Annotated in this window: 14 protein-coding genes; 6 read left to right on the top strand and 8 right to left on the bottom strand. The window is 67.1% G+C overall.

Annotated features, from left to right (window positions below):
• Nucleotides 1–128: 128 nt before the first annotated feature.
• The 7 genes from ACCD07_RS31220 to ACCD07_RS31190 form a co-directional block, all read right to left on the bottom strand.
• Entirely contained in the window at nucleotides 129–1,115 is a 987-nt protein-coding gene (locus ACCD07_RS31220; RefSeq protein ID WP_413449589.1) for an ornithine cyclodeaminase family protein, read from the bottom strand.
• Between the two features lie 121 nt (nucleotides 1,116–1,236).
• Nucleotides 1,237–2,130 carry a LysR family transcriptional regulator gene (locus ACCD07_RS31215; RefSeq protein WP_413449588.1) on the bottom strand — a complete coding sequence of 298 codons (894 nt, stop codon included), beginning with the start codon at nucleotides 2,128–2,130 and terminating at the stop codon, nucleotides 1,237–1,239.
• An 11-nt stretch (nucleotides 2,131–2,141) separates the two neighbouring features.
• A complete protein-coding gene (locus tag ACCD07_RS31210) occupies nucleotides 2,142–3,593 on the bottom strand; it encodes an NAD-dependent succinate-semialdehyde dehydrogenase (protein WP_413449587.1) in 1,452 nt (483 codons plus the stop codon).
• 21 nt (nucleotides 3,594–3,614) lie between these two features.
• On the bottom strand, nucleotides 3,615–4,661 hold the full coding sequence (locus ACCD07_RS31205; protein WP_413449586.1) for a dihydrodipicolinate synthase family protein: 1,047 nt from the start codon (nucleotides 4,659–4,661) through the stop codon (nucleotides 3,615–3,617).
• A 96-nt stretch (nucleotides 4,662–4,757) separates the two neighbouring features.
• Nucleotides 4,758–5,225, bottom strand: a complete 468-nt coding sequence (locus ACCD07_RS31200) for a TIGR03118 family protein (RefSeq protein WP_413449585.1) — start codon at nucleotides 5,223–5,225, stop codon at nucleotides 4,758–4,760.
• Nucleotides 5,226–5,250: 25 nt separating this feature from the next.
• Complete coding sequence (locus ACCD07_RS31195) at nucleotides 5,251–6,978, bottom strand: tannase/feruloyl esterase family alpha/beta hydrolase (protein WP_413449584.1); 1,728 nt, start codon at nucleotides 6,976–6,978, stop codon at nucleotides 5,251–5,253.
• Between the two features lie 11 nt (nucleotides 6,979–6,989).
• Nucleotides 6,990–8,156 carry an ABC transporter substrate-binding protein gene (locus ACCD07_RS31190; RefSeq protein ID WP_413449583.1) on the bottom strand — a complete coding sequence of 389 codons (1,167 nt, stop codon included), beginning with the start codon at nucleotides 8,154–8,156 and terminating at the stop codon, nucleotides 6,990–6,992.
• 128 nt (nucleotides 8,157–8,284) lie between these two features.
• On the opposite strand from ACCD07_RS31190, the gene ACCD07_RS31185 reads away from it, so the two are divergent.
• The gene (locus ACCD07_RS31185) at nucleotides 8,285–8,776 is read left to right on the top strand and encodes a MarR family winged helix-turn-helix transcriptional regulator (RefSeq protein WP_413449582.1); all 492 of its coding nucleotides are present in this window, start codon (nucleotides 8,285–8,287) and stop codon (nucleotides 8,774–8,776) included.
• On the opposite strand, the gene ACCD07_RS31180 is transcribed toward ACCD07_RS31185, so the two are convergent.
• Nucleotides 8,777–10,594 (bottom strand): sigma 54-interacting transcriptional regulator, encoded by a 1,818-nt coding sequence (locus ACCD07_RS31180; RefSeq protein WP_413449581.1) that lies wholly within the window; start codon nucleotides 10,592–10,594, stop codon nucleotides 8,777–8,779. It lies immediately after the preceding gene.
• A gap of 291 nt (nucleotides 10,595–10,885) precedes the next feature.
• On the opposite strand from ACCD07_RS31180, the gene ACCD07_RS31175 reads away from it, so the two are divergent.
• The 5 genes from ACCD07_RS31175 to ACCD07_RS31155 form a co-directional block, all read left to right on the top strand.
• On the top strand, nucleotides 10,886–12,355 hold the full coding sequence (locus ACCD07_RS31175; RefSeq protein WP_413449580.1) for a benzaldehyde dehydrogenase: 1,470 nt from the start codon (nucleotides 10,886–10,888) through the stop codon (nucleotides 12,353–12,355).
• Between the two features lie 24 nt (nucleotides 12,356–12,379).
• The gene (locus ACCD07_RS31170) at nucleotides 12,380–13,147 is read left to right on the top strand and encodes a coniferyl-alcohol dehydrogenase (protein WP_176650259.1); all 768 of its coding nucleotides are present in this window, start codon (nucleotides 12,380–12,382) and stop codon (nucleotides 13,145–13,147) included.
• Nucleotides 13,148–13,207: 60 nt separating this feature from the next.
• The gene (locus ACCD07_RS31165; RefSeq protein ID WP_413449579.1) at nucleotides 13,208–14,911 is read left to right on the top strand and encodes a DUF1302 domain-containing protein; all 1,704 of its coding nucleotides are present in this window, start codon (nucleotides 13,208–13,210) and stop codon (nucleotides 14,909–14,911) included.
• A 13-nt stretch (nucleotides 14,912–14,924) separates the two neighbouring features.
• Nucleotides 14,925–16,283: a DUF1329 domain-containing protein gene (locus ACCD07_RS31160; protein WP_176650257.1), complete on the top strand. Its 1,359-nt coding sequence runs from the start codon at nucleotides 14,925–14,927 to the stop codon at nucleotides 16,281–16,283.
• A gap of 15 nt (nucleotides 16,284–16,298) precedes the next feature.
• Nucleotides 16,299–17,411: WD40/YVTN/BNR-like repeat-containing protein (locus ACCD07_RS31155; RefSeq protein WP_413449578.1), on the top strand; the 1,113-nt coding region annotated here is incomplete at its 3' end.

The raw sequence follows: 17,411 nt of genomic DNA, 5'->3' as shown, positions 1-17,411 counted from the left end.
CCCCCAAATATTTTTTTCAACCCCCCCCCCCCCCCCCCCCCCCCGCCCCTTTGGGTGGGGGGGCCTCTTTTTTTAAAAATCCCCCCCGGGGGGCGCGGGGGCCCGGGCCCCCCCGGCCCCCCCGCGCTTCACTTCTTCACCGGCGCTATGCTCACCGGCAGCTCGGTGCCCAATCCTTGGGCGCGCGCGCGAGTGAGCAGCATTTCCGCCGTCGCGACATCCTGCAAGGCCGAGCCCACCGATTTATAGACGACGATATCGTCCGCCGAACGCCGGCCCGGCACGCGCTGGCCGATCAGGTCCGCCAGCGCGTGCAGCTTGTGGCCGAATTCGACGCCGCCGCGTGTCGCGGCGATCAGGTCGCCCGTATCATGGACCACCTCCTCGACCATGTCCGCCACGATCAGCGCGGCGCGGCGTATCACCTCCACATCGACCTCGCGCTGTTCCGGCAGCGTCGATCCAATTGACACCACCGTCATGCCCGGCTCCAGCCATTCGCCCAAAAGCACCGGCAATTCGTCGCGCGAGCGCGCGGCGCAAATCACCACGTCGGCGCCTTCGAGCGCCTGCTGCGGCGTGCCGGCCGCGTGCACGTCCAATCCAAGCGTCGCCTTGAAATCATCGGCGAAGCGCTGGCGGCTGGCCGGTGTCGGACTGAAGACCGCGACCGAGCGGATCTCGCGCGCCGCATGCAGCGCCTGCAGCTGCGAGCGCGCCTCGAAGCCGGAACCAATCATCGCCACCCGCAGCGGACGTCGCGGCGCCAGCGCGTCCACCGCCAGCGCCGCCGTGGCCGCGGTGCGGATGGCGGTGATCTGGTTGCCGTCGATGAGCGCCGCCAGCGCCATCGTATGGGCGTCGAACAGCGACACCAGATAGCTGGCGCAGCCGGCGCGGGGCGAGGCGGCAATCTGCTTGCTGCCCATATGACCGCCGGTCGGCGACACCGCGCTCAGGCCGCGCAGCCATATGCCGTCGCCGCGCGCCATCGAACGGGGCGGCACCATCTGTGCCTTCATCGGCGCCGCATAGGCGGCACGCAGCGCCTCGATGGCCGCTCTCCAGTCATGCAGCGCGCTGACATCGCGGTCGGTTAAAAACAAGGTGGACATGGGGTAGGACTCCTATCGGTTGAATGACAGGCATACCTTAGCGGCGGGCGCCACGCCGGGGAAGCGCGGTGGCGGCATAGCAGCATTGGCAAATCCGAATACCGGCCGCCGCGCGCCGCGTTCAGCCGGCAAACAGGGAGGCGATCAACTGCGAGACGGCGCGCGTGGCCAGGGTGTGGGGACGATGCTGCGTGGTGCCCAGCACGATGCTGCGCTCCAGTTCCGGCTGGACGATGCGCGCCGCGCACAGCCTGTCGTCGCCGGATACCGTCTCCGCCATCGAGGCGACGATGGCGTACCCCGCGCCGGCGATCGCAAGTTCCCTCTGCAACGCGATGGTGTCGGCCTCCATCGCGACCGTCAGCCGCAGGCCGCGCTCGCGGGCCAGCGCGTCCAGGCGCTTGCGCAGCACATGCGGTTCGGCCGGCAGGATCAGCGGCATCCCGGCCAGCTCGGCGAAGGCGATGCGGTCATCGGCGAGCAAGGGATCGCCGGCGGGGCCGATCAGGTCGAGCGCCATGCTGCGCAGGCAGGTGGCGCCGGCGGCGGCCACCGGCCCTTCGCGCAGCAGCAGCGCCAGATCCAGCCGCCCGGCGTCGAGCCACTCTTCCAGCTGGGCGCTGGAGCCTTCCGCAAGGTGCAGGCGGATGCGGGGGAACTGCTCGCGGGCGGCGCGGAACAGCCGGCCGGCAAACGCCGGCACCGATGAAGGCAGCAGGCCGACATGCACCTCGCCGATGGGAATGCCGTTGGTGGTCAGGATCTCGTCGGCCAGCCGGTCGGAATCGGCGATCAGGGGCAGGATGCGGGCGTGAACAATCTGGCCGAATTCGGTCAGCACCACGCCGCGCCCCGTGCGCCGGAACAGCTTGCCGCCGCATTGCGTTTCCAGCTGCGCGATCTGGCGGCTGATGACCGATTGCGGCGCGTTCAGCGCGTCGGCGGCACGGGTCAGGCTGCCCAGCTGGGCAACGGTTGCAAACAGGTGCCAGCGGGGGTCGAGTATCGGCAGCATGGGGAAGCGATTTACCAGGATACACAAATATACTTGGATTCCAGGTACTCCAGCAAGCCATCATGTCCGCCTTCGCGTCCGACGCCGCTTTGCTTCCAGCCGCCGAACGGCGCCGCCGGGTCGGACACCACGCCCCGGTTGATGCCGACCATGCCGGCCTCGATGCGTTCCGACACCGCCAGCGCCTGGCCCAGGTCGCGCGAGTGCACAAAGGCCACCAGACCGAACTCGGTATCGTTGGCCAGCGCAATCGCCTCTTCCACCGTGTCGAACACGCACACCGGCGCCACCGGCCCGAAGATTTCCTGCCGCAGGATGCTGGCATCCGGCCGTACGCCAGCCAGCAGCGTCGGCTCGTAGAAGTAGCCCCGCCCTTCCCTGGCCCGTCCGCCAGTCAGCACGGTGGCGCCCTGTTCGACCGCCTCCCCGACCAGCCGCGCCACCTTGTCCAGCGTGGCGCGATTGACCAGGGGACCCAGTTGCACGTTTTCGTCCAGGCCGGAACCGAGGCTGACCGCAGCCATCGCCGCGGCAAAGCGCCTGCAGAATTCCTCCGCCACCGGCCTGGCCACATAGAACCGGTTGGCCGCGGTGCACGATTCGCCGCCGTTGCGCAGCTTGGCGACCATGGCGGAAGCCACCGCCACGTCGAGATCCGCATCGGCCAGCACAATAAACGGCGCATTGCCGCCCAACTCCATCGAGCACTTGACCACATTGTCCGCCGCCTGCGCCAGCAGCGTGCGGCCGATTTCGGTCGAGCCGGTGAACGACAGCTTGCGCACCCTGGGGTCGTGCAGCATCGCGTTGACGATCCGGCCCGACTGGCGCGACGGGACCACGTTGATCACGCCTGGCGGCACGCCGGCCTCCGCGAACAGCGCGGCCATGGCCAGCGCGGTCAGCGGCGTTTCCGACGCGGGTTTCAGCACCACCGTGCAGCCGGCGGCCAGCGCAGGTCCGATCTTGCGGGTCGCCATCGCCGCCGGAAAATTCCATGGCGTGACGAAGACCGCCACGCCGATCGGCTGTCGCAGCACCACGATGCGGTTGGCGCCGCCCGGCGCGGTGGAGATTTCGCCGCTGATGCGCACCGCCTCTTCCGCGTACCAGCGCAGGAACTCGGCGGCGTAGCTGACTTCACCGCGCGCCTCGGCCAAGGCCTTGCCGCTTTCCAGCACGATCAGGCGCGCGAATTCCTCCCTGCGCTCGATCAGCAGTTCGAAGGATTTTCTCAGAACTTCGCCGCGCTGGCGTGGCGGCGTGGCGGCCCACGCCTTGCCTGCCGCGTGCGCGGCGGCCACCGCGTCCAGCGCGTCGTCGACGGTGGCGCTGGCCACGCTGGCCAGCACCTCTTCGGTGGCCGGATCGGCGACGTCAAAGGTGGCGCCGTCGGCGGCCTGGCGCCAGGCGCCGTTGATGTACAAGCCCTTGGGGACCTTGCTGACTTCAGGATATGACATGGGGCGTCCTCGGTGATGGCGTCAGGATGGATGGCGGCCGATGAGGAACTGGCTGTCCGCATCGCTGGTCGGCGTGACGCCGGAGGCGGCAAGGCCCTGGCGCAGCATCTTCATCAGGCGGTCCGGCACCCGCATGGCAGGCGCCCGCAGCGGGCCGCCGTTGAAGCCGGCCAGCCAGTCCTGGTATTTCCACATGCTGCGATTGAGCACGCCGGTGCCGCCGGCATAGGTCTGGGCCGCCGCGCCGTTCGCGTTGCGCGCCGGCGCCATCTGCCAGAACAGCTGCATCGCTTCCTCCCAGCTGCCCTTGCGCGCCAGCTCGAAAGCCTTGGGATAGTAGCCGCCCATCCATTGCGTATTGCTGGTGCCGGAGAATTGCAGGTTCATGAGGCTCATCATCGGAATCGCGTCGCCCTCGATCGGGCAGCTGATCACGACTTCGTCGCGGAAATGGTGCCACATCTCGCACAGGCCGGATACCAGCGGGAAGCCTTGCTCCGACTTGATCGCCACGATGTTGGGGATATCGTCCAGCAGCCTGCGCACGAATTCGACCGGCATCCCGGCCGGGTGCATCCGCTCGAAACCCCACAGCGGGATCGGGAACAGCATCACCGCCAGGTCGGTGGCGTCGCAAAAGGCCTTGGTGTAGTCGTAGATCTCCTGCAAGGTCGTCGGCCAGAACTGCGGCGGATAGGACAGCAGCACGATGTCGGCGCCGGCCTTTTCGGCCAGCTTGACCGCCTCGATGTTTTCCTGCAGGGTGCCGAAGGCGGCGTGGAAGAACAAGCCCATGCGGTCGCCCGCCGTGTCCCTGGCCCAGGCGGTGAATTGGGCATTTTCTTCCGGCGTGATCGCCACTTCCGAACATAGCAGGGTATAGCTGTAGCCGTATTCCATGGCCAGCCCGATGTCGTGGCGGATGCCTTGTTCATTGAGCCGCTTCAGGTCCGCGCTGTAGCTGGGAATGGTGACGCCGCTGCAGCCCACCAGGTGTTGGCGCGCCCAGGCGCGCGCGTCTTGCTTGCGATACTTAGCCATCTTGCCTCCGGTTGCGAGTTGTTCCATGCAACGCATCTTAGGAGACGTGACGAAGCCCGGTAAGGCCGCACTCAGGAAAGCAGACATGACGGTTTTGCTATATCTGCCGGTCCCTGAACGCCGTTACCGAAGGCCCGGCCCCACAGTCCGTCGATGGCTGCCGTCCACCTTCTTCGGCAGGCCGGCCGACGCGCCGGTGTTCGGATCGTAGGCCTGCACCAGGCCATCGCCGAAATTCCCCACCAACAGCTTGCCGCTATACGTGCCGAAATTGGCCGGCGCCATCGCGATGCCCCATGGCGCGTTCAGGGTGCCGCCGACCACCAGCTGCTTGATCAGCTTGCCCGCCGTGTCGAACATGTCGAGCACGCCGGAGCCGGGCTTCAACTCTTCGAAGTTCCCGGCATGCTTGGCAAAGATCACGTAGATGCGGTTATTGGCGAAATCGGTGGCGTAGATATAGTTGGCGCCGTAAAGCGTGGAGGTGTGGGTGCCGGTGCTGGCAACCGCACGTAACCGGCCGGATTGAAGGCGATGCCCCAGGCATTGACCAAATTGGCATCCGTGTTCGGCGCGCGAGCGGCAGCTCACCGCCCGCTGCGCGACGAAAAATACACTATTTGCAGCTGAAGTTTGCCGCATCCTCGACGCTGCCGCTGCCGTTGTACTTGGCCACCTGCGGATAGGGACACAGCGGCCGGGTACGGGTGGCCGACCATGACGCCGGCACGTCGGCATTGGCACCGCCGGCGTTGCCCGCCCCCCGTGCGCTGGCCACCACCCGTTCAGGCGCCTGCCCTTTCTCGACCCAGTTGACCAATGGCGTCAGCATGTCGAATTGGTCGGTGGCCGGCCCGCCCGAGCAATGGGTCATGCCAGGCACCCGGAAGAAGCGCGCGAAGCCGGAGGCATCGCCACCGTTCGCGGCACGCAGATTATCGTACCAGGCCGTGGTGTCGTCGCTGGAGAAGATCGGATCGCTGGTGCCGTGGTACAGCATCATCTTGGCGCCGCGGTTCTTTACCGTGCTGTAGTCGGTCAGGTGCGGTGGCAGCATGAAGGACATCGCGCTTTCGGTGTAGGTGGCGTCCGTCGCGGCGACCTGCGCCAGCAGCGTATCGATGTTGGAGGTCAGCGCGAAGTTGGCGCCATTGAAGGTGGCCGGGTTCACCGGCGGCACCTTCCAGATCATCGCCACGGCGCCCGAATCCAGCTGCAGGGGACTGAAGAACTTCCAGAACGCCCAGTTGGGAGCGGCAACGCCCGCATCGTATGGGAAGCTCGAATAGAACTTGGTCTTGGTGCTGGTGACCGCGCCCGTGAACAGCTGCCCGATCGACGTCTTCTGCGCCGCGCTGAGACAGGTGCCGTCGCGGCCCTGTGCGCCGCAGGACGGCACGTCGCGATCGAGGCTGAAGGCGGCCTGGCAGGCGCCGGTATCCTGCACCAGGCCATCCTTGACGCCATCCAGCGCGTCGCACTTGTCCAGCACCGCGTTCGACACCAGCGCGCGTTCCGCCGGCGTGAAGCCGGTCGACAGGTCGCCCTGAGTGGTCGCCAGCGCCGCATAGGCCTGGCCTCCGGCGATGTTGGCGATGGCCGCCAGCGGCAGCCGGAAGCCCGGATCGCCGACCAGGTAGCCGTCGAACTGCTCGCCGTAGCGCGCCGCGGCCACCATGGTGTGGCGGCCGCCGTTGGAGCAGCCGCCGAAGTAGGAACGATCCGGTCCCTTGCCATAGGCGGTCTGAATCGCGCTCTTGGCCATCGGCGCCAGCTTGCCCGAGGCCTGGTAGCCGTAGTCCAGCCGCGCCTGTGGATCGAGGCCGAACAGCGGCGTCGCCGCGCCGTGGCCGGCGTCGGAACTGATCACGGCAAAGCCCTGGTTCAGCGCGTTGTCCAGCTGTCCGCCGCCGCCGACGTCGCCCGTGGCCGTGACGACCGAGCCGTCAAGGCCGCCGTTGGCCTGGTAGAAGAAGCGACCGTTCCAATCCACCGGCAACCGCATCTCGAAGCCGATCGCGTAGTTTTGACCGTCGACCGGGCCGACACGCTGGTACATCGATCCCTTAACCAGGCAATGCGCAGGCACCGGCTTGCCGGCGACCGTCAGCACGCCGGCAGCCACCGAGGCCGCGCTGGCGATCGTCGTGTTGGGGTAAGAGATCCGGCTGGCCAGGTCGGTGCAGGAGGCAAGCTTGGCGCCGCTGGCCGCGGTCAGCTGCGGCAGCGTCGCCGTACCGCCGGGTATGGCACCGCCGTCGCCGCCGCAGGCATTCAGGACCGCCGTCGACAGGCAAAGCGCCGCCAGCGGCGCGCCGTTCAAGACACGTCGTTTGATTGTCATCACTGATCTCCTTAGTTAGGGCTGACGTCGCGCAGCACTGCGATAGGCTCGTTCACCAGCTTGCCGTTGACCTTCTTCACTTCGCGGATGTACATGTTCTGTACGATGTCGCGCGTGGCCGGATCGATGCTGATCGGTCCGCGCGGACTGTCGCGCTTCATACCCGCCAGCACCTGCATCGCCTTGTCGCCGGTGACGGCGCCGCCCAGCTTGCGGACGGTTTCGTAGATCATGCCCATGGTGTCGTACGCCGCCACCGTGACGAAAGTGGCGGGCGGGCGGCCCGGACTGGCCGTCGCGTAGGCCTTCAGGAAGGCCTTGTTGGCGTCGTTGTCCAGCGTGGCCGCGTAGTTCAGCACCGTCACCGCGCCCAGCGCGCGGTCGCCCAGCGCCTCCAGCGTCGGCGTTTCGCTGGTCATGTCGCCTACCCCGAGGAACTTGATGCCGGCCTTGTCCAGGCCCTTGTCGCTGAAGGCTTTCAACAGGCCGATGCCGTCTTCCACACCGGGCGCGAAGAAGAACAACGCGTCCGGCTTTTCATCCTTGATGCGCTGGATGAAGGGCGAATAATCAGGATTGGCCAGCGGCGCCCGCGCCGAGCCCACCACCTTGCCGCCGCCGGCGCTGAACTCCTTGGTGAAGCGCGCCTCCGCATCCAGCCCGGTGCTGTAGTCGCTGACCAGCGTATAGACCTTGCCGATCTTGTTCTTGGCGGTCCAGGCACCGAACGGCCCGGTCATCTGGTGCATCGTCATGCTGGTGCGCAGCATGTACGGCGACTTGGCGGTGATGCCGTTGGTGACCGCGTTCATCACGATCATCGGCATCTTCGCCTGGGTGGCGATGGGCGCCACCGCCATGGCGCTCGGCGTCAGCGAGAAACCGATCAGGAAGCTGACATGCTCGCGCGTGATCAGCTCCTGGGCCGCCCGTTTGGACTGGTCGACATTGGTGCCGCCGTCGTCGCGGTAGATGATCTCGATCTTCCTGCCGGCCACCTGGTCGCCGTATTGCTGCAGATAGGTCTTGATGCCGTCCTCGAACGGCTTGCCGGTGTTGGCGAACGGCCCGGTGAGCGCGGCTATGACGCCGATGCGGATGGGTTCCTGGGCCTGGACCGAACCGGCGGCCAGATGCAAGCCGGCCGCCAGTACAGTGATAAGTACGCTGCGTTTCATCGTGTCTCCTCGATGGATGGTTTTAGAACAACTAGTTATGTTTTATAATGATTATAGACTATACGCATTTTCAAAAGATTGCAAGCGGCAGGATGGCCGCGGCGCCGCTTCTTTGTTAGAATCGAAGCATGACCAATAAGCCCAAGAACAGGAAACCGGAATTGATCGACGCCGTCCACGAGGCGGCTGAGCAGCCGCTGGACCAGAGCACGCTACTGGGGCTGGTGGGATATAACTGCCGCCGCGCCTACATCAACATCATGCCGGTGTTCGAAAAGCGCATGGCGAAGTACCAGCTGCGACCGGTGGATTTCAGCGTGCTAAGCCTGCTCAAGGCCAATCCCAACATCAACCAGAAGCGGCTGTCGGATGCGGTCAACGTGTCGCCGCCCAATCTGGCCATCCTGCTCGACAGGCTGCAGGAGCGCGGTCTGCTGCTGCGCCAACGCAGTCCGCTGGACCGCCGCTCGCAGACGCTGGTGCTGACGCCCGCTGGCCTGAGCATGTGCACCAAGGCGGAAAAGACCGCCAGCGATCTGGAAGTGGATGCGACGGCCGCGCTGACCGACGCCGAGCGCGCGCAGCTCATCAAGCTGCTACAGAAGATCTACATGGAGTGATCAGGGTTCGCCCTGCTGGAGCTTCTTCATCCGGTAGGACAGCTGCGGCCGCGTCAGGCCCAGCATGCGCGCCGCCGCCGACAGGTTGCCGTCGGCCCGCTTCACCGCCGCCAATATCAGCGTGCTTTCCAGATGGTCCAGCGACCAGTCCTGCTCCTGTGCCGACGCCTGCCGCCGCAACATGTCGGGCAGCACATCGAGCAGCGCACCGCTGGGTTGCGACTCCGGCGCGGTTGCGCCGTGGCTGGTCAGGCGTCCCGTCTGCGCCAGCGAAAAATACGAGGTCTGCGACTCCTCGCCACTGGTGAACAGGTGCGGCAGGTCGATCGGCCCATCCTCGTCGGCGAAGATGACGCCGCGCTCGACCAGGTTTTGCAGCTCGCGGATATTCCCAGGGAAGTGGTAGTTGAGCAGCGCATCGACCGCGCGCGCCGTGAAGCCGGTCACACGGCGCTGATGCTTCTGGCCGTAGTGCCGCATGAAGTAGCCCATCAACAGCGGTATGTCGTCGCGCCGGTCACGCAGCGGCGGCAGGTGGATGGGAAAGACGTTCAGGCGGAAGAACAGGTCTTCGCGGAAGCGCCCCTGTCGGATCTCCTCGCGCAGGTCGACATTGGTGGCAGCCACCAGCCGCACGTCGACCTTGACGCTGCGCACGCCCCCTACCCGTTCGATCTCGCCTTCCTGCAGCGCGCGCAGCAGCTTGCCCTGCGCGACCAGGCTCAGGGTCCCGATCTCGTCGAGGAACAGCGTGCCGCCGGAGGCGCGCTCGAAGCGGCCGGGCCGCGACTGGCTGGCGCCGGTGAAGGCGCCGCGCTCCACGCCGAACAGTTCGGACTCGATCAGCGTCTCCGGGATCGCCGCGCAATTGACCGCCACGAAGGGCTGCTCCTTGCGGGCGCCGATCTGGTGCAGCATGTAGGCGAACAGCTCCTTGCCGACGCCAGACTCGCCGGTGAACAGCACCGTGGCGGCGGTCGGCGCCACGCGCTTGAGCATATGGCAAGCCGCGTTGAAGGCCGACGACACGCCCACCATTTCCTTTTCGCCGTACGAACGTCCGTCGTCGCCCGGCAGCACCGCCGCCTGCTGGTGCTGCCCCGGGCCGCCGTAGGCCGTGGTGCTGACGAACGATTCCGCGTTCAGGAAGCGCAGGTCCTCTTCCACGTTGTCCCATTCGTCGGCCGGCTTGCCGATCAGGCGGCAGTGCTTGTGGCCCATCGACGTGCACTCGACCTCGCGATAGATGGTCAGCCGTCCGATCATCGCGCTGGTGTAGCCGATGGCGTAGCCGGTCTGCATCCAGCAGGCCGGCTCGGTGCCGATGCCGAAATCGGCGCTGTGCACCTCGGCCTCGCTCGAATGGTGCCACAGGAATTCGCCGTGATAGGTGCCGCGCTCGAAGTCGAATTCGAAATGCAGCGGTTCGACCTTCACCGCGCCTTCCAGCGAATGCATGCGCGGTCCCGCCGCGAACAGCGAGCCCGGCTCCGCGTCGGGCCAGCGTTCACGCAGCAGCTGCGCATCGCGCGCGCCGGCCGAATAGCCGACCCGCGTCAGCAGGCCGCGCGTGCGCTCCGGGCCTATGCTCTCGAGCAGTTCGCGCCGCAATGAACCGAGCGACGTGATATGCAGCAGCTGCATGCGCTGGCCATTGAGCCAGATGCGGCCGTCGCCCGGCGAGAAGTGCAGGCTTTGAGTCAGGTCGTCCAGCGTGGGCGCGGCGCCGGCCTTCAGGTGCTGGCTGTCGCCATGCTGCAGCATCTTGCCGCTGACGCGCGACATCTCCGCCAGCGATACGCGAGGGGGTTTGCTCATGTCTCCGCTTTCATCGTCTTTTACCAAATCATACATCGGCACTTCTCCCATTTGATCATTTCATCAATCGCCGGCACCTGTTCTTTTTTGCTGCGCTGCGCCACGCAAGGCCCGCAAAAATCGGCTTGACGCCCGGCGCGGACATCGCTTGGTGCGCCGCAATAACACCGCGCCACAACGAGCTGGCACACAACTTGTAATAGCTAAGGCAAGAGCGGCAAGCAGACCTTCATGCAACTAGCGTGCTAGCAGGCTGACTTCCCCACCATTCAACCTTCAACAGGAGACAGCATGACCAACGCGAATGCGCTTTTGCGTCCATCGATCTGGCAGGACCTGGTTTTCAACGGCGACTGGATCCCGGCCCACGGCGGCAGCCACACCTTCACCGAACCCGCGACGGGTGAGCAACTGGGCCGCGTCGGCCTGGCCGATGCCGACGACGTGGCCCGCGCCGCCACCGAAGCGCGCGCCGCGCAGGCCGCGTGGGCCGCCAGCGACTACAAGGAACGCGCCGCCATCTTCCGCCGCGCCGCCGCCCTGATCGCCGAACACCATGACGAGCTGTCGACCTGGATCCTGCGCGAGACCGGCGCGATCCGTCCCAAGGCGGATCTGGAATTGCGCGAGGCCGGCGCCCACTTGCTGGAAGCGGCCGCGATGCTGACCCAGCCCAAGGGCCAGTTGCTCGCTTCCGCCAGCGGCCAGATGAGCATCGCGCGGCGCGTGCCGCACGGCGTGGTGGGCGTGATCTCGCCGTTCAACTTCCCGCTGATCCTGTCGATCCGCTCGATCGCGCCGGCGCTGGCCACCGGCAACGCCGTGGTGCACAAGCCGGACCTGCAGACGCCGATCAGCGGCGGCGTGCTGATCGCCCGCATCTTCGAGGCGGCAGGCCTGCCCAAGGGCGTGCTGCACGTGCTGCCCGGCGGCGCCGAAGCGGGACAGGCGATGTGCAGCCATCCCGACATCGCCATGATCGCCTTCACCGGTTCCACCGCGGTGGGCCGCAGCATCGGCGAACTGGCCGGCCGCAACCTGAAGAAGATGTCGCTGGAATTGGGCGGCAAGAACTCGCTGATCATCCTCGACGACGCGGATCCCGACGTCGCCGCCGCCAACGTGGCCTGGGGCGCCTACCTGCATCAGGGCCAGATCTGCATGGCCTCCGGCCGCATCCTGCTCCAGCGCGGCATCGCCGACGCCGTGATCGAGCGCGTGGTGGCCAAGGCAAGGAACCTGCCGGTGGGCGACCCGATGAGCGGCCAGGTCGCGCTGGGGCCTCTGATCAACGCGCGCCAGGTGCAGCGCGTGCACGCCATCGTGCAGGACAGCGTGGCCGCGGGCGCCACCCTGCTGGCCGGCGGCACCTACGACAAGCAGTTCTACCAGCCCACCGTGCTGACCGGCGCGCGTCCCGGCATGCGCTGCTTCGAGGAAGAGCTGTTCGGCCCCGTCGCCTCGATCACCGTGTTCGACACCGACCAGGAAGCCATCGCGCTGGCCTCCGCCACCACCGGCTGCCTGGCGCTGGGCGTGATCACGCCGACGCTGGCGCGCGCCATGCACATCGTCGACCGGGTGCCGGCCGGGCATGTCCACATCAACGACCAGACGGTGCTGGCCGAAGCGCACGCGCCGTTCGGCGGCGGCGGCACCTCGGGCAACGGCGGCCGTCATGGCGGCAGTTCCGACTGGGACGAATTCACCCAGTGGCAATGGCTGACGGTGAAGACCGAAGCACCGCGCTATCCCTTCTAACGACAACACCAACAAGGAGACCACATGAAGTTACGTAACAAGACCATCGTCGTCACCGGAGCCGCATCCGGCATCGGCGCCGAAGTGGCGCGCCTGGCGCGCTTCGAAGGCGCCACCGTGATCGGCATGGACCGCAACGAACCTGGCCTGACGCTGGACGGCTTCGTGGCCGTCGACCTGGGCCAGCAGGCCAGCATCGACTCCGCCATCGCCAAGCTGCCGCAACGCGTGGACGCGCTGTGCAACGTCGCCGGCTTGCCAGGCACCGCCGATCCGGCGCTGCTGGCGCGGGTCAACTACCTCGGGCTGCGCCATCTGACGGAAGGCGTGCTGCCGCGCATGCCGGCCGGCGGCTCCATCGTCAACGTCGCCTCCATCCTGGGCGCGGAATGGCCGGAGCGCCTCGACCTGCACAAGCAGCTGGCCGCCGCCCGCGGCTGCGTCGAAGGCCAGGCATGGCTGGACACGCATCCGGTGCCCGCCGACACCTGCTACCAGTACTTCAAGGAGGCGCTGATCGTCTGGACCTACGTCCAGTCGCAGCCATGGTTCCTGGAGCATTCGGTGCGCATGAACTGCGTGGCGCCCGGCCCTGTCTTCACCCCCATCCTGGGCGACTTCGTATCGATGCTGGGCGAGGAGCGTGTACAGCGCGACGCCCACCGCATGAAACGTCCGGCCTACGCCGACGAAGTGGCCGCCGCCATCAGCTTCCTGTGCAGCGACGACGCGCGCTGGATCAGCGGCGTCAACCTGCCTGTCGACGGAGGGCTGGTTTCGACCTTCATCTGATGCACGCCATCCGCCCGGCCGCGCGTCAGCGGCCATACAACTATAACTAGGAGACTGACAATGCAAGCGAACAAACGCCTGAGTCCAACCCTGTTGGCATTGGCCGTGGCTGCCGCCATGCCGGCCGCCCACGCCTTCGAGTTCGAGACCGACAATCCCGATCTCAAGATCAGCTGGAACAACACCTTCAAATACAGCAGCGCCTACCGCCTCAAGGACGCCGATACGCGTCTGCTGGCGGGCGGCTATCCATCGTCCGGCCCCGGCGACTTCACCGGTTACAACATCGACGACGGCAACCAGAACTTCCGCCGCAAGGGCATCGTCTCCAGCCGTGTCGACTGGCTGTCCGAGTTCGACGCCGGCACCCGCAACCTGGGCATGCGCGTCAGCGCGGCCGCCTGGTACGACACCGCGTACAACCGCAACAACGACAACGGCTCCGCCGCCAGCAACGCCGTCACGCTGGCCGGCCAGGCCAGCAATACCTTCGCCGAGGGCACCCGCCTGCTCCACGGCCGCAACGCGGAGCTGCTGGACGCCTTCGTCTTCGCCAAGGGAGCGTTGGGCGAACTGCCGGGCACCGTGCGCGTTGGCCGCCACACGCTGCAATATGGCGAAAGCCTGTTCTTCGGCGCCAACGGCATCGCCAACGCGCAGGGACCGGTGGACCTGGTCAAGCTGCTCAGCGTGCCCGGCGCGCAGTTCAAGGAGATCCTGCGTCCGGTCAACCAGGTCTCGGGCCAGTTGCAGGTGCTGCCCAACGTGTCGATCGGCGGCTACTACCAGTTCGAATGGCGTCCAACCCAGATACCTGGCGTCGGCAGCTACCTCAGTTCCTACGACGCCGCCGGCGCCGGCAGCACCGCCTTCCTGGTGGCGCCGACCAACAGCGGCGCATCGGCCTTCTACACCGTGCCGGACATGAAGGCGAAGAATTCCGGCCAGGGCGGTCTGCAGGTGAAGTTCTCGCCGGCCGGCTCCGACGTCGAATACGGTTTCTATGCGGCCCGCTATCACGACAAGACGCCCTACTTCTACCTGGGCTTCACGCCCGGTTTCCCGCCCGGCGCGCCGTCCACCGTGCAGGCCGTGTATGCGGAAGGCATCCGCACCTTCGGCGCCAGCGCCAGCACCGTGCTGCTGGGCGCGAACGTGGCGGCCGAAGTCTCGGTGCGCCGCAATACGCCGCTGGTCAGCGATCCGACGCCCAACTTCCTGTCCCGCGCCGGCACCGGCGTGTTCGCCGACAACAGCGGCAATCCCGCCTACGCGGTCGGCAATACGGCGCACGTCAACCTGTCGGCGATCTACGTGATGCCGACCAACCCGTTCTTCCAGGGCGCGTCGCTGCTGGGCGAACTGGCGTGGAACCGCGCCACCAGCGTCACCTGGCAAGGCTCGCTCGACCCCAACACCACGCGCGACGCCACCTCGGCCCGCATGATCTTCGAGCCGGCCTACTACCAGGTGATCGACGGCCTCGATCTGTCGATCCCGATCGGCGTCGGCTACAACATCGACGGCCGTTCGCGCGCCGTGTTCAACTTCAACGGCGGCAGCTCGCACGGCGGCGACTTCAATATCGGCGTCAACGCCACCTACCACCAGGACTGGAAGTTCGGCATCAGCTATGTGCGCTTCCTCGGCGCGGCGGGCACCTTCCTGAAAAATAATCCGGCCACCAACACACCCATCCTGAGCTACGCCCAGTCGCTGGCGGACCGCGATTACATCTCCTTCAACATCAAACGCGCATTCTAAGGACAAAACTATAATGAAGACGACCCTGACTTTCGCCGCCACCGCGCTGGCACTGGCTTTCGCGCTGCCGCACGCCGGCGCCGCCGTCACCGCCGACGAAGCGGCCAAGCTGCACTCCACCCTGACGCCGCTGGGCGCCGAAAAAGCCGGCAACAAGGACGGCACCATTCCGGCCTGGGACGGCGCCTACGCCAAGGTGCCGGCCGGCTTCAAGCCGGGCGACTTCCGCGCCGATCCCTTCGCCGGCGAAAAGCCGACCTTGGCCATCACCGGCAAGAACGTCGACCAGTACGCGACCAAGCTGTCGGCCGCAACCGTGGCGCTGCTGAAAAAATATCCGGGCTACCGCATCGACGTCTACCCGACCCACCGCACCGGCGGCGCCCCGGCCTGGGTGTACGAGAACACCTTCAAGAACGCCACCCGAGCCAAGTCCATCGACGGCGGTTTCGGTGTCGAGGGTGCGTTCGGAGGCATCCCGTTCCCGATTCCCAAGACCGGCTACGAGGCCATGATGAACCACCGCCTGGCCTGGACCGGCGAGACCACCGTGTTCCCGCTGCGGACCACCATCGTCACGCCGGACGGCAAGCGCGCCACCGCCACCGAGGCCGAACAGACCATCATGCGGCCTTACTACTTCAAGGACGGCAGCCTGGAAAAATTCGACGGCATCTACCAGTTCGGCCGCCTGATCACGCGCGCGCCCGCCTCCAAGGCCGGCGAAGGGATCCTGGTCCACGACGGCATCAGCGAAGCGCAGCCGCGCGCGATCTGGCAGTACCTGGTGGGCCAGCGCCGCGTGCGGCGCGCGCCGTCGGTGTCCTACGACACGCCGGATTCGGTCACCTCCGGCATCGGCCTGTTCGATGAAGCGTTCATGCTGTTCGGCCCCATCGACCACCATGAACTCAAGCTGGTCGGCAAGAAGGAGATGTACATCCCCTATAACAACAACCGCGCCGCTTCCGCCAAGATCAGCGACCTGGTTGGCCCGCAGTTCCTCAATCCCGACCTGGTGCGCTGGGAACTGCACCGCGTATGGGAAGTGGAAGCGAGCCTGATCCCCGGCAAGCGCCACGTGGTGACCAAGCGCCGCTACTACCTGGACGAGGATACCTGGCAGATCATCCTGGTCGACGGCTACGACGCGCAAGGCCAGATCTGGCGTGGCAACTACACGCTGACGCTGCTGGCGCCGGACCTGCCGGCCGTGGTGGGCAACGTCATGTGGGGCACCTACAACGTGCAGACCGGCGCTTATCTGTTGAACGAGGCGTCCAACGATCTGCCGTCGCAGTACAAGACCATTCCGCGCCTGCCGGCCAGTTACTTCGGCCCCGAGGAACTGGCCAACCAGGGTTCGCGCTAAGTGAAGGAGCGCTCGATGAACGGATTGAATCCACTCGCGGCCCGCTGCGTCACGCGGACGGCGCTGGCGGCGTGCTGCGCCCTGGCCCTGACGCCGGCGGCGCTGGCCGAGAGCCCAGCCGCGCCGACCATCCCGGCGGCGTTGACGCAGCCGGCGCTGGTCACGCCCAAGGCCTTGAACGCGGCCATGCTGGCCATCGCGGCCGCCGGCCAGCGGCTGGTCGCCGCCGGCGAGCGCGGCACCATCCTGTACTCGGACGATGCCGGCGTCTCCTGGCGCCAGGCCCGCGTGCCGGTCAGCGTCAGCCTGACGGCATTGCAGTTCGTCGATGCGCGCCAGGGCTGGGCGGTCGGCCACCAGGGCGTGGTGCTGCACAGCGCCGATGGCGGCGCCACCTGGAACAAGCAGCTGGATGGCATCCAGGCCGCGGCGCTGGCGCTCAAGGCGGCGGCCGACATCGCCGGGCCTGAACAGGCACGCGTCCAGGCCGACGCCCAACACCTGGTGGACGACGGCCCGGACAAGCCCTTCCTCGACCTGTACTTCGACAGCGCGCGCAGCGGCTATGTGCTGGGCGCCTACAACCTGCTGTTCAAGACCGGCGACGGCGGCGCCACCTGGCAGCCGTGGCAGCAGCACGTCGCCAACCCCAAGGGCCTGCACCTGTACGGCATGCGCGGCGCCGGCGGCGCGCTCTACCTGGCCGGGGAACAGGGCCTGCTGCTGCGCTCGACCGACCAGGGGGCCAGCTTCAGCGCCCTCCCCACGCCATACAAGGGCAGCTATTTCGGCCTGCTGGCCGCGCGCGGCGGCGCGCTGGTCGCCTTCGGCCTGCGCGGCAACGCTTACTGGTCCGGCGACCAGGGCGCCAGCTGGAGCAGGATCGACACCGGCATCCAGGCCTCGCTGGCCGGCGGCGCGGAACTGGCCGACGGCACGTTGGTACTGGTCAGCCAGGGCGGCGACGTGCTGCTCAGCCGCGACCAGGGCCGCAGCTTCGCCGCGCCGTCCGGCGCCGCCCTGCCGCCCCCGCGGCCCCGGGGCGCCGGGGCGCCAGCCCCCGCCCGCGCGCGGGGGGTGGGCGGGCAGCGCCGCCGGCGCCCGGGTGCGCCCGCCCCGCCCCCCCCC

The organism is Duganella sp. Dugasp56 (assembly GCF_047304105.1).
In the GTDB taxonomy this organism is placed as follows: Bacteria; Pseudomonadota; Gammaproteobacteria; order Burkholderiales; family Burkholderiaceae_D; genus Rugamonas; species Rugamonas hordei.
Note: the sequence above shows the minus strand (reverse complement) of the source record. Positions and strands in the feature narration are given on the sequence as shown.

What these genes read in the sequence shown, in the direction of transcription:
- ACCD07_RS31220 (WP_413449589.1), bottom strand. Translation starts at nt 1,115, where the DNA reads ATGTCCACCTTGTTTTTAACCGACCGCGATGTCAGCGCGCTGCATGAC.
- ACCD07_RS31215 (WP_413449588.1), bottom strand. Translation starts at nt 2,130, where the DNA reads ATGCTGCCGATACTCGACCCCCGCTGGCACCTGTTTGCAACCGTTGCC.
- ACCD07_RS31210 (WP_413449587.1), bottom strand. Translation starts at nt 3,593, where the DNA reads ATGTCATATCCTGAAGTCAGCAAGGTCCCCAAGGGCTTGTACATCAAC.
- ACCD07_RS31205 (WP_413449586.1), bottom strand. Translation starts at nt 4,661, where the DNA reads ATGGAACAACTCGCAACCGGAGGCAAGATGGCTAAGTATCGCAAGCAA.
- ACCD07_RS31195 (WP_413449584.1), bottom strand. Translation starts at nt 6,978, where the DNA reads ATGACAATCAAACGACGTGTCTTGAACGGCGCGCCGCTGGCGGCGCTT.
- ACCD07_RS31190 (WP_413449583.1), bottom strand. Translation starts at nt 8,156, where the DNA reads ATGAAACGCAGCGTACTTATCACTGTACTGGCGGCCGGCTTGCATCTG.
- ACCD07_RS31185 (WP_413449582.1), top strand. Translation starts at nt 8,285, where the DNA reads ATGACCAATAAGCCCAAGAACAGGAAACCGGAATTGATCGACGCCGTC.
- ACCD07_RS31180 (WP_413449581.1), bottom strand. Translation starts at nt 10,594, where the DNA reads ATGAGCAAACCCCCTCGCGTATCGCTGGCGGAGATGTCGCGCGTCAGC.
- ACCD07_RS31175 (WP_413449580.1), top strand. Translation starts at nt 10,886, where the DNA reads ATGACCAACGCGAATGCGCTTTTGCGTCCATCGATCTGGCAGGACCTG.
- ACCD07_RS31170 (WP_176650259.1), top strand. Translation starts at nt 12,380, where the DNA reads ATGAAGTTACGTAACAAGACCATCGTCGTCACCGGAGCCGCATCCGGC.
- ACCD07_RS31165 (WP_413449579.1), top strand. Translation starts at nt 13,208, where the DNA reads ATGCAAGCGAACAAACGCCTGAGTCCAACCCTGTTGGCATTGGCCGTG.
- ACCD07_RS31160 (WP_176650257.1), top strand. Translation starts at nt 14,925, where the DNA reads ATGAAGACGACCCTGACTTTCGCCGCCACCGCGCTGGCACTGGCTTTC.